Consider the following 15,877-nt stretch of genomic DNA (forward strand, 5'->3'; position numbering starts at 1 on the left):
CTGGTCACTGGTCACTGGTCACTGGTTACTGATTACTGATTACTGTTAAACTTGCTAACAACATGGTTTAATTCCCGTACTAACCAAGAATTAGGATCGGTAGTTAAAAATAATTCTGCGAGAGTGCGGTAATACCATAACGTTCCTTCCTTCCCACCTTTAAACTTTTCCCAAACTGCTTCCCCTTCCCTATCCAAATCTTTTAAGATACTACGCGCATTATGTAATTTATCTGCTAGCGCTACTTTGCGAACTGAAGCTGAAGCACAACGCAATTTTTCAATGTACTGCTCTTTGCGTTCTTTCCAAAGCTGTTTTGGTATAGTATCTGCATCGGTACAACCATCAACTATTTCGATGACTCTTTCACCAAACATATGTAGAATGGCTTCGCGGGTTGCTTTCCCTCCCTGGTCTTCCACAGCATCGTGTAATAATGCTGATATAGCTTCATCTTCATCTCCGCCATCTTCCAATACCAACGCTGCTACACTTAAAAGATGACTAATATAGGGTACTTTACTTCCCTTTCTAGTTTGTTTGGCGTGGAGTCTGGTAGCGTAAACCAAAGCTTGCTCAAAACGATGGGTTAATTTCGATGTGTCTGTGGTGTTTAAGTTCATAGTGTTGCGATCGCAATTATTTATAAAGTTTGTAAGTAGCTTCGATATCTGTTGTCATACGGTGTCGTAAATCCCAAGGTAAAATCACCTCTACATTCGGTCCCCAAGCTCGCAAACGCATGATAATGTTATTATCTTTGTGACGGTAATCGACTCTACAGTAAATATCCTTCTCCGAACGAGATTGTACGGTTGAAAGCAGATATTTTTGTTCTACTGATGCTGTAGGAGTGTAAGATTTCACTAATTTTTCAACCTGTTGATGGGAAATTCTTCTAAACATTTCATCCCGTTCGGTTCCTTTGATGTTATTTTCATGAAAATAATGGTCAAATCTTAAGACTAGTAACTTTTGTGGTTGGTAGATATCAAATCCCCAAGCCTCTGTCATTTTTCCTTTAATATCGTTAGGAGTTGGTGGATATTGACCTTGACATTTATTTATAAAGTGTTTGGGAATGTTCGGGTCTCTTAAATCTGTTGATAATTCATCTAATTGAAGAATTCGGTCAAGACGATAATCATACCAATTGATTTCACTCCAACTATTTTCCTTTTCTTGTTTGGGAACTTGACCGTAAGCAAAGAGATAAGGTGCGCGTTGGTAATAGTAAATGCAGACTGGATAAACAATACAATCGACGGTCTCTTGATAGAGCTTGACACTCTGATATGTCAATTTAACCAATGGAATCTTATCTTGTTGCCAAAGTTCTTTTAACTGCTCTTGTAGTACTTCTACATCATTAGTTCGCTTTGCATGAACTATATATTCTACGTGAATAAAAAATCTTTGAACACCATTAATTGGTTGAGACAATAAATTATTAAAAGCAGATAATTCTTCATTAGTAAAATGATTAGAAGTTATTTCTATCTCTCTCAGTTCCTTTAAAAAACCATCAGGAAAATTTTCCACTTTCAAGTATTTATCTTTTTCTATTCCTTTGTTGTTTACTTTTCTTAACCATTCCAGATTAACCAAGTATTGAAAATCATTATTTTTTAAATTTCGACTGGTGACAGCAAATAAACGTCCATCAGATAAAAGTTTAGAAAAGCACTGAGATTTTTGACTGTTGCTAGTAGTTCCTGAATCTTCGTCCTGTTGGCTCTTTTCTATAAAATTCTTAATAGTACCCTGCAATAACAAACTTTTCAATTCTTCAGGTTTAATGGAATAGTATTTTTGAAATGACAGAGACCATTGATGTTCGTCGATACTTAAACTTGTTAGACTGGATTCAAACAACCACTCAGTTAATTTTGTAGCACAGCGACATTGTGCGTCATGTAAGGTGGGAGTTTTATCCCGTGAATGTTGTTTTGCTGCATCTAGAAAAAATAAATCGCGCCATTGAAGAAAGGTAAATTCTTCTTCTAAATCCAATTTAACTTCATCAATATCGTCTCCGTAGAGAGAACGTAAAATAACCCATAGTCTTACCGCTTTCGCTAAATGTTGTTTTAAGGAACCTGGCGTTAACAATTTTAAGATTTCCACACTGGGAGGATAGTTAAAAACTTCTCTCTTCATGGTATCTGCTGCTTGTGGGTGTATGTTTATAGATTAGCAGCAGGTGGAAAATGCTATTTCCAGGTGAAAAGCTCGGCGGACGATCGCACTAGCCGAAGAGTTGGCGCATCGTCAAAACTAAACAGCAGAAGAATCTGCTTTATTTGAACTTTTGATTGCGTTGATTGAAAAATATGAGGATGAGCAATACCCCTGATTGATTTGATGAGTTGCCCAACCCTGACTATCGTTCGTTAACCTACCGAGGGCTTCTTCGCAAAAAGCAGCATACTAATGATGGTCCCGCTTTTCCCTTCGATCTGACGCGCACGACCAATATTGCAGATATTGCGGATATCATCGAAAACCGTTTTTATGATATGTGGAACCCTCGCTTCCTCCATTACAATCCAGACGCAAACAGAATTTACCACAGCAAGTGGACGGGTTTGTCCTTTGCTCATGAAGTTGAGGACACAGATAACCCCTTCATGATATGTCTCCTGTCTTTGAACGTATGCGATCTCGTTACACAGCACGTTCCGAACGATTTTGGTGTCCTCCTAAACCTCCAATAGATAGCTCACAGCAGTTTTCAAACAAATGAACCTTACTATGCTCTTATAAATGAACTTTACTATGCTCTTGTGGTACGGGCGTCCTCGCCCGTCCTAATCTTATGTACGGGCGTCCTTGCCCGTACCACTCACTATTAGTACCACTATTAAGTGAATTAGGTGGTTTATTTTCCTAAAAAGTACTGTAAAACGGTAAAACTATGAATCTCCCATTGATAACTCGTGCTGAAGAACACAATGAAAAAATAGCGATCGCGACATCTGAAGGAGCATTTACTTACCGATATTTGCTGTATACCTCCAGTCAAATTGCAACAAATCTACTTCAAGATGCAGAAGATTTACAGGAGCAGCGAGTTGCCTTCCTTATTCCGCCTGGGTTTCAATATGCAGCGACTCAGTGGGGAATTTGGCGGGCGGGGGGAATAGCTGTGTCTCTGTGTAATTCCCACCCACGCCCTGAATTAGAGTATGTTATTATACATTCAGAAGCATCGATTATCGTTGCCCATCCGAATTTTGAGGGTGTATTGCGCCCCATTGCTGAAGCACATAATTTACGATTCATAGTGACATCGGAAATACTGTCATGTGATGTCGGTCACCTCCCAGAAGTCGATACTACCAGACGCGCATTAATTCTCTACACGAGCGGTACAACAGGTAAACCCAAGGGTGTGGTGACAACTCATAACAACATTATAGCACAAGTGACTAGCTTGATTGCTGCATGGGAATGGACATCAGATGACCGCATTTTACACGTACTTCCATTACATCACATTCACGGAATTATTAACGTATTGACATGTGCTTTATGGGCTGGAGCAGAGTGCCATATACTGAGCAAATTTGATGCTAATGTTGTTTGGGATCGAATTTCTCAAGGTGACTTAACCCTATTCATGGCAGTTCCAACAATTTATGTCAAGTTAATTGCTGCTTGGGAAGCCGCTTCAAGCGATCGCCAAAAAATGATGTCAGAAGGCTGTGCTAAAATGCGCCTGATGGTTTCTGGCTCAGCTGCGTTACCAGTTCAAGTTTTAGAAAAATGGAAAACCATCAGCAACCACTTTCTGCTCGAGCGTTATGGCATGACTGAAATTGGCATGGCACTATCGAATCCATTACACGGTCAACGGTATGCGGGATATGTGGGGAAGCCGTTACCTCAAGTGGAAGTCAGATTAGTTGATGAAAATGGAGAGATAGTTCCACAGGGGATACCAGGAGAGATCCAAGTCAAAGGACCTGGGGTGTTTTTGGAATACTGGCAAAATCCGGAAGCAAGCGCAAAAGCTTTCCGAGATGGATGGTTTTTAACTGGAGATCTCGCCGTAGTTGAGAACGGTAACTACCGCATTCTAGGACGGATGAGCGTGGATATTATCAAAACGGGAGGGTATAAAGTTTCTGCACTGGAAATTGAAGAAGTGTTACGAACCCACCCAAATATACAAGAATGTGCAGTTGTTGGGATTAAAGATCCAGAATGGGGCGAACGAGTCTGTGCAGCATTAGTCTTGCAACAGCCCGATGGATTAACGTTGAAAAATTTTAGAAGTTGGGCAAAAGAGCGCTTAGCAGTCTATAAAGTGCCAACCCAAATTCTCTCAGTCGAGGAATTACCTCGTAATGCCATGGGGAAAGTGACTAAGCCAGCAGTAGCTCAGCTTTTCAGTGAGCAGTGACCAAATGGCTTGTTTGTTAATGCTAAATTTCGTGTGGTTTCGTGCGCTTTAAGTGAGATTATAAGCTCTATTGAGAGTTTCTAGATAATAAAGTAGTTCACTGGTCGGAAATAAAATTTGGCAATGAGCAGAAAACGGTTGCGGTACTGCAACCGTTCCCCTGTTTCCTTTAACCGTCTCTTTGATTATGCTTGTGATTTAGTTCGGGAGCCATTACCACTTTTGCGAAAACGCTGACGTAAACTTACACCCAAACCAAGGGCTGTCATTGAACCTAAAATTGTCAACGGTTCAGGGACTGGTTGGAGATTCCCATTTCTCACTGTCAATCTTGATGAGTTGGTGAAATCATTGAAATCGAGAATACCAATACTAACTTTGAAGTTACCTGGAGTTGAAAAAGTATGGCGGAAAGAAGTATTTGTCGTCTGATAGCTGATTTGATTGTCGATCGCCACAAAGGCACGATCGCCAGAATCGAGAGTATCGAACCCTAAGTCGAAACTAATTACATCTCCTGCCATAACATTATTAAAAGTTCTGGCAATGGCAGAACCTTCAGTAAAATTAGTATCGAGTGTTCCTGGAGTAAAACCAAGAAATGTCTCTATGTCAAAAGTCTCTACTGCACTCTTACCACTCACTCGGCGATCTGTACCACCATCGTCGGTGGCATCAAAAGCGTTGGTCAGTTGCGCTTGCGAAGATGATTGCGAAACATCGCCAATAGCGTCCCAATCTGAAGTGTCAAAACTAATCCCAGCAGCATGAGAAGGGGACGCAACAGCGAAATTACTTAAGCCAAGTATAGTCAAGGCAACAACTTTTTTCTTTGAAGACTTAAGTAAAGATTTGAGTACAGTTTTTATCAACATTTTAAACTCCTATTGATTGCAATGCTTAGTGTCATAATGAATGGGTTAGTTAATGCAACCTAGTAACTGGCTTTGTTTCCAAAAAAAGCTAAATGTTAACTTTAGAAAATAAAGTTTGCAGAGTTGTTTAGGGTTCCGGAACCAACTGTGTTTACAGCAATCAACGGTCTGAATATATCCGCACCAGTTTTCCCATCAGCATCAATTTGTACATTGAAGTTGTTGCTACTACTGCCTTGCTCAACTTTCACAAAGCCATCGACGATCGCATTAGTGCCGTTGTAACCGCTTGCAACTAGACTGTCGAGTAATTGGGTAAGCACAATTGTGTCTTTACCAACCTCAAAATCTGTGATGGTGTCACCTCTGTCACGAATGCTGTTGTAGATAAAGCTGTCGTTGCCAGAACCACCAGAAAGCTTATCCGCACCTTGTAAGCCAACAATGCGATCGCTGTTTGAAGTACCAATAAGTTCGTCACGACCTGGTGTGCCCAAAATTTCATTACTGGCTCGTGTCAGTTCAACACTGACTGTTGCTGTATCAGTTCCTTCCTTACCATCAGTAATAGTGTAACTGAAAGTATCAGTAACCTTTTGATCTGCAGCTAAGAAATCAAATTGACCATTTGGATCGTAGGTAAGAGTACCTTCAGAATTGAAAGTAACTAGAGCACCGGAAGCTAAGGTAACTTGATTACCCACTGCCACAGGGTCACTATTGATTTTGGTAACAGTTAAAGGATCTCCGTTTGGGTCGCTATCGTTAGCAAGTATATCGATAGTGACTGCTGTATCAGAAGAGGTTGGTGCAAAATCTGGTAAAGCAATTGGAGATTGAGTAGCTACGTCAATCGCTTCAAGAATTACGGAGACGATTTCTCCAGCATTTGCTGCGTTAAAAGCCTCACCACCGGTCGCCGCCGCGAGGCTTGCAAAATCAGCAGATGTTGTTGGATCGTTACCAATTAAAATAGTGAAGATTTCAACCGGAACTGTAACTGGAGCACCATCGGCATCCGCTGCCGTTACAGCAAAGCGCGTCACGGCGAGTTTGTTTGTGAGGCTACTGGTTTCGATATCGCCGACGATTGACATCGGCATCACACTTCTCTCTAACGAGACATCAACGTTCGATGCAAGCTCGAGCACTTGCGACCGAAGCTCGTTATCGTTAGGAGGTGCATCACCAAACAGAATGATACGTCGGGCGATTGCTTCGGAACGCCACTCTCCAGCACCACCAGAGAGCGCACGAATGAGACCTGCATTGACCGCTTCAGGAAAGTCACCGCCACCACCAACCGAGATGCTGTTGATTGCGTTAATCGCTGCAGTTTTTCGATCGTCGATCTTTGGTTGATCGGTAAAGGAGAGGAAGGTGTTCGTATCAGGATCGTTATATCCGACCACGGCAATTCGAGAATCTAAAAATCCGCGATCGCCATCGAAAATTGCGTTAATAATACTACTGGCGCTGGCTTTAACCGCGTCAATGTCGTCGAACATACTGCCGGTTGTGTCGATAACAAAGGCAAGGTCTTGACCAGGTCTGAGGTTAATCGATTTGTCTGAAAAGACCGCGATGTCAACGCCCTTCAACGTGTCGGAACCGTCGCGACCGCCCACCTTGTCGCTGATACGAACAGTGTCATCAGAGAGAAACTCAACATCATAACTAGCCAGCGAACCCTCATAGACAGATTTATCCGTTCCTTCAAAAAGTCCGGACAGAAACGATCCGCCGTCCATCGTGTCGTTACCTGCGCCGCCGATAAAGGTATCATCGCCGAGACCACCGTTTAAGGTGTCATCGCCTTCACCCCCCTGAAGCTCATCGGCGAATATATTACCACTCAACGTATCGTTGCCAGCACCACCAACTATGAGATACTTAGAAAATATGTCGCCAAGATATTTCTCCGAATCAAATCTGTCAAGATTGTCATTTCCAGGGGTGCCGTAAATAACTTTCAGATTGCCACGTTTATAGGATAAGAAAGGGTCTGAGGCGATGTTTGAAAAGTACGCAATCCCGCCACTTCCAATGAGGCTTTTGATCCCGCTAGCAGTGCTACCGTTTACATTAACCTCTTTCGCCCGATCGCCTGCGAAATTCGGCTGACCGTAAGTATCATAGGTCTTTCCCGACCCCGTGAAATTGATGGTGACAGGACCACGACCTAATTCGTAGGGGTCGAAAGTTGGTTCTAAAAGAAAGCTATTGACATATTGCGAATATGAATCAGGTTTGGACTCGAAGTCAAAATTGTCGTTAATAGCACGCACCTCTAGACCCTTAATCGTCTTGACGCCACCGATAACTTCAAAAGTTGTCCCTGAAGTTTTGAGTTCAAAAGGGCTGTTGCCAAAGATATAAGAACGCTCTGCATGGTCGGCACTGCCAAGGCCAGTACCATACTGCGAGATATTCAACTTCAGGTCGCTATCGGACAAGTTTAGAAGGCTAGGGCTTGCTATTTTTGCGTAAGTGTACGTCCCGTCAGCGATTGTTGTGTTAAAGAATTTTTTTACAGCACCAAACAGCGATGGATACGCGAAGCGCCCGCCGCCGCTCGTCATGTAATCGCTCATGGTGTAGGATTTAGATGCTGGCGCTGTGCCTCTAGGTCTGATGTGCTTGTTGTAGTCGTTGGATGATGGACTATTTGTTCCGAACGCAAAAAGCTTAGTGATTTCTATAGGGTCATACATCTGTTATACTCCTATGATTACAATGAGCAGGTCTAGTTGTTGCTTCTAACAATCGGCGTATTTAGTAAGGCAGATGCATCTACAATTAGTCGCGATCGCAATTAAAAAAATGTACTTCTTGACGTTCTCTAGCTCAAAACTCTTCTAGTTTCACTGATAGAACCAATGACCTACCTTCAAATGCTCCTGTAAGAATCAACTCCTACTGTCAAATTGCTTGCTGAGATCTGATATCACTGCTATGTATGACTGAGGATTTTGTTAACCCTACTCTGAGAAACATTTCTATTTCTTTACATTCATTAGGAATGCGAGCGCGTAGCGTGCTAGAGGCAATCACTTTCCTCTGACACTTTTATCAATGTAGGGATATAAAAACACTATTCCTAGCTTGACTTTAGCTTAGGTTCTTAAATTATGCAGTTAAGTCTCGTTGTTTTTCATCCAGAAGAATTTATTGGGAACACTTATCAAAATGGTATTTTTGTCAAGAATGATATAGTAGATCTAATCACTTCATCATGCGATGTAACCTTTTTTAAGTATTTACCGACTACTACAATATATAGTTGTTTTAAATAATACATTGGAAATTTATTAAGACTTAATTTTTAGAGATGATTTATGACGTAAAGATGAAGAAAGAGTATGCAAAGTAAATTTTTAGCTTTATATATACTGAAAATCTATAAAAAATCAGGATTGTTTTGCTACATAATGAATATCTGACCAAATAATCGAAGTCAAGAATTCAAACATGAGACCGTTGTGTGCTCTGGAACAAGAGAATTGGTCACTGCTTGCTGAATTACTGGTCACTTTTTTTCGGATCTGGGCTAAGCGTCATCGTATACAGATAACGCTAGTCTTGCAATTCTTATATTTTAATTATTATGACTTTGTTGCAAACCTCTGAGCCAACAAAAGAAAGAGAGATACGTACTGTTGGAAGGGAATACCAGCCCTTGTCTTTTATATTACTAGCTTTATTATTAGTTACGGGTATTGGCGCTCGCTTGGCATACTTACAAGTCCTTGAGGGACCAAAACTTCGGCAAAGAGCAGAGTCAAACCGGGTGCGGATCATTCCCAAACAACCAGAACGAGGTAACATCTTCGATCGCAATGGTAAAGTCATAGCCACCACTCGCTATCCCCGTTCTGTATACTTATGGCCAATGGCACATACAAAACCAGCATGGTCGGTTGTGAGTCCGCGTTTGTCAAAAATTCTCGATATGCCTGAAGAAGAAATTGTCGAGAAATTAGAAAAGGCGGGTGCTGATTCTTCTCTCGTGCGGATTGCTCGCGACCTAAGTGAAGCGGAAATCACTGCTTTAAAAGAGTATGAAAACGAACTCCCAGGTGTAGAAGTTCATACGGAAGCTGTCCGTTCTTATCCTTATGGTGAAGCTTTCGCTCACGTACTAGGTTATACACGCGAACTCACGCCCGAACAGTTTCAAGAAAAGAAAAAAGACGGTTACCGACTCGGTGATGTTATTGGTCAAATGGGAGTGGAAAAGGCTTATGAAAAAACATTACGAGGTGAATGGGGCGGTCAGCAAGTAGAAGTCGATGGTAAAGGGCGATCGATACGAGTTTTGGGAGAAAAACAAGCCAAATCGGGCAATGACCTCCATCTAACTTTAGATCTGAATGCACAATTGGCAGCAGAAAAAGCATTAAAAGGTCGCAATGGTGCTGTTGTAGCACTCGACCCCAATACTGGAGGTGTTTTAGCAATGGTATCTCACCCCGGTTTCGACCCAAATATTTTCTCCAAGCAAAGACTTTCCAAAAAAGATTGGGACAGCGTACAAGGTAAAGGCTTTCCTTTGCTCAATCGTGCAGTCAGCAGTGTTTACCCACCCGCCAGTACTTTTAAAGTTGTGACTGCAACAGCTGGGCTAGAGTCAGGAAAATATTCTCCCAGTACAGTGTTACAAACCTTTGGTTCTCTCACTGTTGGTGGGGTGACTTTCGGTGAGTGGAACCATAAGGGATTTGGTCCTTTAGGATTTGCAGGTGCTTTAGCATGGAGTAGCGACACATTCTTTTACCAAATTGGTCGAGGAGTTGGCGGTCGAACTCTCATTGAATGGACTCGCAAATACGGATTTGGGGAGAAAACGGGTATTGAGTTTGAAGCCGAAGAAGCTAAAGGTAACGTTCCAGACGAAGCATGGAAACGAAGAGTGTGGAAAATGCCTTGGACGGTAGGTGACAGCATCAATATGTCTATTGGACAAGGTGCTTTACAAACTACACCGTTACAAGTTGCTAGGATGTTTGCCGTTCCAGCTAATGGTGGATATCGGGTCACACCCCATTTGCTCAAAGATAACGAACAAGCATCTAAGTGGCGCACATCTTTAAATATGAAACCATCTACCATCAAAGTTCTCCGTGATGGATTGCGGAAGGTGGTATCTGAAGGTACGGGTGCAGCTCTCAGGGTAGAAACAATTCCTCCAGCTGCTGGTAAAAGCGGTACAGCCGAAGCATGGAAGGGGCGCGAGAAAGCCAACCACGCTTGGTTTGGAGGATATGCGCCAGCTGATAAGCCAGAGATTGTAGTGTTGTCATTTGCCGAACACTCTGGTGGAGGCGGCGGTAGTGTTTCTGCTCCAATAGTGTTGCAAGTGATGGAAGAATATTTTCACAAGAAGTACCCAGGGAAGTATCAAAAACCCAAGGTGGAAAATTCACAGCAAAAAACTCCAAGCACGGCAAACAGGCGGCGGAATTGAGGAGGAGATAAGGAGTTAGGGGTCATGCGATCGCACTCGCCATTTGTCAGTAGGGAGGCGATCGCATTGAGTGCGCCTTCCATAGTTGGTCTTGAACCCGGTGAGAGCGATGACAAGTATACCGCCACCAGGTGCAAGGTCTGTGGAGTTCATGCAAAGCACTGCATAAGCTGATTTCATTAGCAACTATGAACACTCAGATAATGTCTGCATCTCAATGAGCCATGTGTTTAATAACGTGGAACACTCTTAAGTTGCAAAAAACTAAGTTATTTAATCACTACTGAAGGTATCAAACATATCATGAATAACTTTCGTCGTTTCATCGTACTGATCGGATTGACTTTGACTCTACTATTGGGAACTAGTACAGCGACTGTATTTGCTCAACCTTTAGGAGCACAACAAGCTCCTACTGCGGTGGCTCCACCTAGAGAGCCGAATGACTTTGAACTCAAGGGCAAAGATACAACGATTAACTACTCGACTAGTAGTTTCATTGGAGAGCCGCAGTTCAATTATCAAACTCAGAACACTAACCGCCAATTCACTGGCAAGGAAATCAACACTTTAAATACCGAAATCGGCAAACTGGTGACTGTACTCGTTGAACCAGACGCTGATACAGGCAAGGAAGTCCGGTTAACTCTGCTACTACCAACTATCAATCTGCCATCAAGTTTAGAGAACCCCATTCAAACACAGGCAATTCTGACCACAAAGCGCACTCCTGTGCGTGGCGGTTCTCCATTCCTTGAAGGGCAACTAGAGACTTATAAAACGCTGTCCCTGACAGGAACAGCTAGGAGTGTTAATTTTTAACAAAAAGAGTCAACAACAGCTAGATGTAATTTCTTAAAACCTCACTGTCTGCACGGTGTTTACAATTGGTTGGGGTGCTCTACTCCAATCCAATTGTACTAAGATAACTGGTAGACCCAAAAATGCTCTTGCGATCGCTTCAGTTGTCCAGTTTTGACCCAAAAGATAACTGATGGATACAATGGTTGTTGAGGCAATGATAAGCCAAGATGCGATCGCAACGAAATTTGGTTTCCAATTCGGTCTATCGAGCTATTATCCAGTTGAAGATTGCGGGAATTTCTGAGAAAAAATATACCGTTTTCTTTGATTAAATCGCCCGTACAAAGGACTGGTAATCGCTCTTTATATACCTTAATAGCTATTATATACTTAGCTAAAATCTTCTTTTCGAGTGTTGATGGTCATTACTTTAGCTTGGTGAGCATCAAACACTTTAATGTTTGTAGTTTATCGAACTTTCTTATTACAAAGAAATTGATAATTTTTGATAAAGAATCCTTTATTAGTCCGCGTAGGCGGACTTTATTTGTGTAGTAGTGAATTCTATTCGCCCAAAACTTTTTGACCGAATTGAACGAATAGAATTCGTGGCTATACAATCAAAATCCGCAAGATAAGGGTTAATTTTATGATTAATAACCATTATGCATGAGTTAGGAATTACTCAAAACATTGTCGCAATTGTATCCGAACACGCTCAAGGGAAAAAAGTGCAGCGAGTTTTACTAGAAATTGGAAAACTTTCTGCCATTATGCCTGATGCTGTAAGATTTTGTTTTGATGTTTGTGCTCAAGGAACTGTTTTAGAAAATGCAACATTAGAAATTGTGGAACCTTCGGGATTAGCACGCTGTTGCCAATGTGGCTCGGAAGTTACTCTGGAAAAGCTTTTTGGCAGTTGTCAGTGTGGCAGCATACATTTAGATGTAATAGCGGGTACAGAATTAAAAATTAAAGAGATAGAAATTTAATTTTGAAGTTTTTATTTTAAAATTTATGTGTATAACTTGTGGTTGTTCCGATGATGCTGAAGTCACAATAATTAATCCTGAAACGGAAGAAGTACAGGAAATAACTAGTAATGGGAATGCTCAGTCGCATTTTCACACTCACACTTTACCGGATGGAACAGTTATCTCCCATTCTCACGATCGCGATCGTCTTACAGAAGCCTCTCACATTCATGCCAAGACTCATGGCACAACAATATCATTAGAGCAAAATATCTTAGCAAAAAATAACCTGTTAGCAGCACAAAATCGAGGTTGGTTTAAAGGTCGAAATATTCTGGCTTTAAATCTCATGAGTTCGCCCGGTGCAGGAAAAACAACTTTGTTAACTAGAACTATCAATGATTTAAAGCACCAGTTAACTGTTAGCGTCATCGAAGGCGATCAAGAAACTGCTAACGACGCCAAAAAAATTCAAGAAACAGGTTGTAAGGTTGTACAAATCAATACGGGAACGGGCTGTCACTTAGAAGCAGCAATGGTAGAACGGGGACTACAACAACTCAATCCTCCGTTGAATTCGGTTGTGATGATTGAGAATGTAGGTAATTTAGTTTGTCCCGCTTTATTTGATTTGGGTGAAAATGCTAAAGCTGTGATTCTCTCAGTCACGGAAGGGGAAGACAAACCAATAAAATATCCCCACATCTTTCGTGCAAGTGAGGTGATGATTCTAACTAAAATTGATTTATTACCTTACGTACAGTTTGACGTTCAGCGTTGTATAGAGTATGCCCAACAAGTCAATCCTCATATTCGTATTTTCCAAGTTTCCGCATTGACTGGTACAGGACTAGATAATTGGTATAGCTGGTTGTTAGATAAAGGTTTAGTAGAGGCGTAACCGTTCAGCTAGCACGTACACAGATCTCTGGCTCTTTATGAAAGCAACACACAGGGTACGGAATTACTGGAATCCTAGCAGCAATTTTTAGAAAAAGTTAATACTACATCAAAAAACCCGTCATCACCACCCTCAAGACATACAGGTGCTACGATTATTTACTTACCTTGAGTGCGATCGCGAGCACATACTGTTATGATGACTGTAAATGTAGAATGGAAATGATTAACGCGCCTTATTTGCTCAGTACATACAGACTCATTCAATGTGCTTTCCCTAATGGTGTGGACTCTGAGTCTTACTTTCCACTCCTGGGATTACTTTATAATGAAATGAGCCATCGCTGCTTGGCAGAAGTTATGGCTCAATACACTGGAAAGGACTATTATGTTGTTCTCAATGATGTGTATGGAGTTGAGTCCGCTCAGTTACCTTCACCTGAATTAATTGTCAAGGTGAAACAACGTTTGCTTGCTTGTGGTTATGAAGAATGGCTCAAAGAGGAATAAGAAATTGATTTGGGTCTCACAACAATAACCAGTAACCTATTATTACCGGTCACTGGTCACTGGTCACTGTTCACTGTTCACTGATTAAAGCCAATCTCTATAAGCTGATATCTCATTCACACTTACTTCAATGGGTGCGCCTTTCCCAAAGGGAGGATGGACAGTAATTTTTGCATTACTGGCAAACCTCTCTAGCCGATTTCCAATCTGTGGAATATTACTGACTATATGCCAATACGTGACTATATCGGGACAGTCGATAACTAGGGTTAAAATACCATCGTTTGTGGTGATATACCACTGACAACTATATAGTAGTGCTCGCGTAATGCGATCGCAAGCCTCAAAGAAGCATCTGCCGGTAGACTGTTCTAGTTGCGATCGCAGGATTCTATCTATTTGCGTTGCTTCAGTGGGTGGCATATCTTCCGGGGGGAGGAAGGGTCTCTTCATCATAACTTACCCCTTCTAGCTAATAGAGTACGGTTTATTTAAGTGCCTTAAGTTTAAGTTCTAGACGTAGTTCCGCACTTCTTGGTTATAGCGCGTTAAACTCTCTAGGTTATTTTGCAAACTAAAAGATGAAGGTTTCAGTGCTAACGTTCCTAAATTCAGTTCATCCTGAAATCTTTTAATTTTATCGCGACAAGTCGTAACATCTCCAATGATAGAGTTCTCAATTAAGTAGTCCTCATCAAAACAGATATTTGTGCGATCGAAGGGTTTCAGGTTTTGATTGGGGTTGTTCTGTATAACTCGCGCAGTATTGGCTTTCATTTTCATACTGAATTGGCGGATGAAAGGGAAAGCCTCTTTAACGGCTTCATCATAAGTCTTACCGACATAAAAGAAGCGTGCGAGCATCAAGTCCTCAGTACCGCCAGAATTTAAGGTACGATATTGGGTCACTGTTTTCTTCAATCTTTCAAGGGAAAACGGCGGTCCTCCCATCAAAGCAAAGGAATGCTGTGCAGCGAAAGCAATAGCATCGTCATTACCGCTTGCGATATAAACTGGAACTTTTTTTTGCAATGGTTTTGGGTAAACTGTAATGCGATCGCACTGATAATACCGTCCCTTGAACGATACATCCGTTTCATACAAAAGCTGATGAATCAAAGCCATCGCCTCAAGCATTTTGGGACGAGATTCACTCATAGGTATGCCAAAATGCTTGTTTTGATCTGGAAATGGTCCCCCTTTGGCAACTCCAAACAAGAGCCTTCCATCACACAGATTGTCCAGTGTTGCAATGTCTTCCGCCACCCGGATGGGGTTATGAAACGGTAACAAAACAGCAGCCGTACCCAGCTTGATTGTTGAAGTTACACCTGCTAGATGTGCTATCAACACCAAAATTGATGGGCTGAGATTGAGTTCATTGAAATGATGCTCCGAGATCCAGGCTTCTTCAAAACCTAGACTTTCGGCATATTGTACCAGCGTAACTTGCTCTTCAATAGCAAGACGAGAATTTTGGTGATGGTTTTCGTAGTTACAAAAAAGTCCAGTTTTCATTGCAAGCGTCATTTTTTCTTCCTAGGTGGAAACCCAGTGCAAATCCAACCACAAGCGTGGATGAGCGTCTTTCAGCTTGGACATTGGATCGCGGAGTAATCGCGTTGCATTTAGGAACACTACCTGAACTAGCCCCATGTTTTCTGCAACTTCTCGGAGTATTTCCTTGTGAGATTGCACCGGGCGCATTATGTTATCAGAGCAATAAATTCCTAAATAGAGCAAGCGTTTGGGAGGTCGTCCCCAGTAAGTAGAGATTACTTTTACATAGCAACCGTTTAATAATTCCCCTACTTTTGGGTAATAGCGATCGACGACCCTGAGAAATTCTTGGGTTAGAATGTCTTCACTAATCATTACAAAAAGTGATATATGTAGGAATTATCACTTTATTTAATATAACATATATTTGTTATATTTA

Annotated in this window: 15 protein-coding genes; 7 read left to right on the forward strand and 8 right to left on the reverse strand. The window is 41.7% G+C overall.

Annotation, left to right across the window (positions count from 1 at the left end):
• Positions 1 to 32: 32 nt before the first annotated feature.
• Positions 33 to 623, reverse strand: a complete 591-nt coding sequence (locus ACKTT2_RS41360; RefSeq protein WP_407897482.1) for an HD domain-containing protein — start codon at positions 621 to 623, stop codon at positions 33 to 35.
• A 16-nt stretch (positions 624 to 639) separates the two neighbouring features.
• On the reverse strand, positions 640 to 2,160 hold the full coding sequence (locus ACKTT2_RS41365; protein WP_407897484.1) for a TIGR03985 family CRISPR-associated protein: 1,521 nt from the start codon (positions 2,158 to 2,160) through the stop codon (positions 640 to 642).
• Positions 2,161 to 2,369: 209 nt separating this feature from the next.
• On the opposite strand from ACKTT2_RS41365, the gene ACKTT2_RS41370 reads away from it, so the two are divergent.
• Positions 2,370 to 2,717 (forward strand): hypothetical protein, encoded by a 348-nt coding sequence (locus ACKTT2_RS41370; RefSeq protein WP_407897486.1) that lies wholly within the window; start codon positions 2,370 to 2,372, stop codon positions 2,715 to 2,717.
• 200 nt (positions 2,718 to 2,917) lie between these two features.
• Positions 2,918 to 4,408 carry an acyl-CoA synthetase gene (locus ACKTT2_RS41375; RefSeq protein ID WP_407897488.1) on the forward strand — a complete coding sequence of 497 codons (1,491 nt, stop codon included), beginning with the start codon at positions 2,918 to 2,920 and terminating at the stop codon, positions 4,406 to 4,408.
• A gap of 185 nt (positions 4,409 to 4,593) precedes the next feature.
• On the opposite strand, the gene ACKTT2_RS41380 is transcribed toward ACKTT2_RS41375, so the two are convergent.
• Positions 4,594 to 5,283 carry a PEP-CTERM sorting domain-containing protein gene (locus ACKTT2_RS41380; protein ID WP_407897490.1) on the reverse strand — a complete coding sequence of 230 codons (690 nt, stop codon included), beginning with the start codon at positions 5,281 to 5,283 and terminating at the stop codon, positions 4,594 to 4,596.
• 101 nt (positions 5,284 to 5,384) lie between these two features.
• Positions 5,385 to 7,997, reverse strand: coding sequence for an Ig-like domain-containing protein (locus tag ACKTT2_RS41385; protein WP_407897492.1), 2,613 nt, complete (start codon positions 7,995 to 7,997; stop codon positions 5,385 to 5,387).
• Positions 7,998 to 8,890: 893 nt separating this feature from the next.
• Between ACKTT2_RS41385 and mrdA the strand changes: the two genes are divergently transcribed.
• Complete coding sequence (gene mrdA / locus ACKTT2_RS41390; protein ID WP_407897494.1) at positions 8,891 to 10,750, forward strand: penicillin-binding protein 2; 1,860 nt, start codon at positions 8,891 to 8,893, stop codon at positions 10,748 to 10,750.
• A gap of 15 nt (positions 10,751 to 10,765) precedes the next feature.
• Here mrdA and ACKTT2_RS41395 read toward each other — a convergent pair whose 3' ends face one another.
• On the reverse strand, positions 10,766 to 10,903 hold the full coding sequence (locus ACKTT2_RS41395; protein WP_407897496.1) for a hypothetical protein: 138 nt from the start codon (positions 10,901 to 10,903) through the stop codon (positions 10,766 to 10,768).
• Positions 10,904 to 11,053: 150 nt separating this feature from the next.
• Here ACKTT2_RS41395 and ACKTT2_RS41400 point away from each other — a divergent pair, with 150 nt between their 5' ends.
• The 4 genes from ACKTT2_RS41400 to ACKTT2_RS41415 all read left to right on the forward strand — a co-directional run bounded on the left by ACKTT2_RS41400 (position 11,054) and on the right by ACKTT2_RS41415 (position 13,938).
• A complete protein-coding gene (locus ACKTT2_RS41400; RefSeq protein WP_407897498.1) occupies positions 11,054 to 11,572 on the forward strand; it encodes a hypothetical protein in 519 nt (172 codons plus the stop codon).
• Between the two features lie 647 nt (positions 11,573 to 12,219).
• A complete protein-coding gene (gene hypA, locus ACKTT2_RS41405) occupies positions 12,220 to 12,546 on the forward strand; it encodes a hydrogenase maturation nickel metallochaperone HypA (RefSeq protein WP_407897500.1) in 327 nt (108 codons plus the stop codon).
• 25 nt (positions 12,547 to 12,571) lie between these two features.
• Positions 12,572 to 13,429: a hydrogenase nickel incorporation protein HypB gene (gene hypB, locus ACKTT2_RS41410; protein WP_407897502.1), complete on the forward strand. Its 858-nt coding sequence runs from the start codon at positions 12,572 to 12,574 to the stop codon at positions 13,427 to 13,429.
• A 221-nt stretch (positions 13,430 to 13,650) separates the two neighbouring features.
• The gene (locus tag ACKTT2_RS41415; RefSeq protein ID WP_407897504.1) at positions 13,651 to 13,938 is read left to right on the forward strand and encodes a DUF3349 domain-containing protein; all 288 of its coding nucleotides are present in this window, start codon (positions 13,651 to 13,653) and stop codon (positions 13,936 to 13,938) included.
• Positions 13,939 to 14,022: 84 nt separating this feature from the next.
• On the opposite strand, the gene ACKTT2_RS41420 is transcribed toward ACKTT2_RS41415, so the two are convergent.
• From ACKTT2_RS41420 to ACKTT2_RS41430, 3 genes are read right to left on the reverse strand one after another with little or no spacing between them, the layout of a single operon-like run.
• Positions 14,023 to 14,394 carry a hypothetical protein gene (locus ACKTT2_RS41420; protein WP_407897506.1) on the reverse strand — a complete coding sequence of 124 codons (372 nt, stop codon included), beginning with the start codon at positions 14,392 to 14,394 and terminating at the stop codon, positions 14,023 to 14,025.
• 57 nt (positions 14,395 to 14,451) lie between these two features.
• Positions 14,452 to 15,456 (reverse strand): LLM class flavin-dependent oxidoreductase, encoded by a 1,005-nt coding sequence (locus ACKTT2_RS41425; protein WP_407897617.1) that lies wholly within the window; start codon positions 15,454 to 15,456, stop codon positions 14,452 to 14,454.
• A 21-nt stretch (positions 15,457 to 15,477) separates the two neighbouring features.
• Positions 15,478 to 15,813 carry a hypothetical protein gene (locus ACKTT2_RS41430; protein ID WP_407897508.1) on the reverse strand — a complete coding sequence of 112 codons (336 nt, stop codon included), beginning with the start codon at positions 15,811 to 15,813 and terminating at the stop codon, positions 15,478 to 15,480.
• Positions 15,814 to 15,877: the final 64 nt, after the last annotated feature.

The organism is Scytonema hankhaensis NUACC26, assembly GCF_045865695.1.
Classification (GTDB): Bacteria; Cyanobacteriota; Cyanobacteriia; order Cyanobacteriales; family Nostocaceae; genus Scytonema.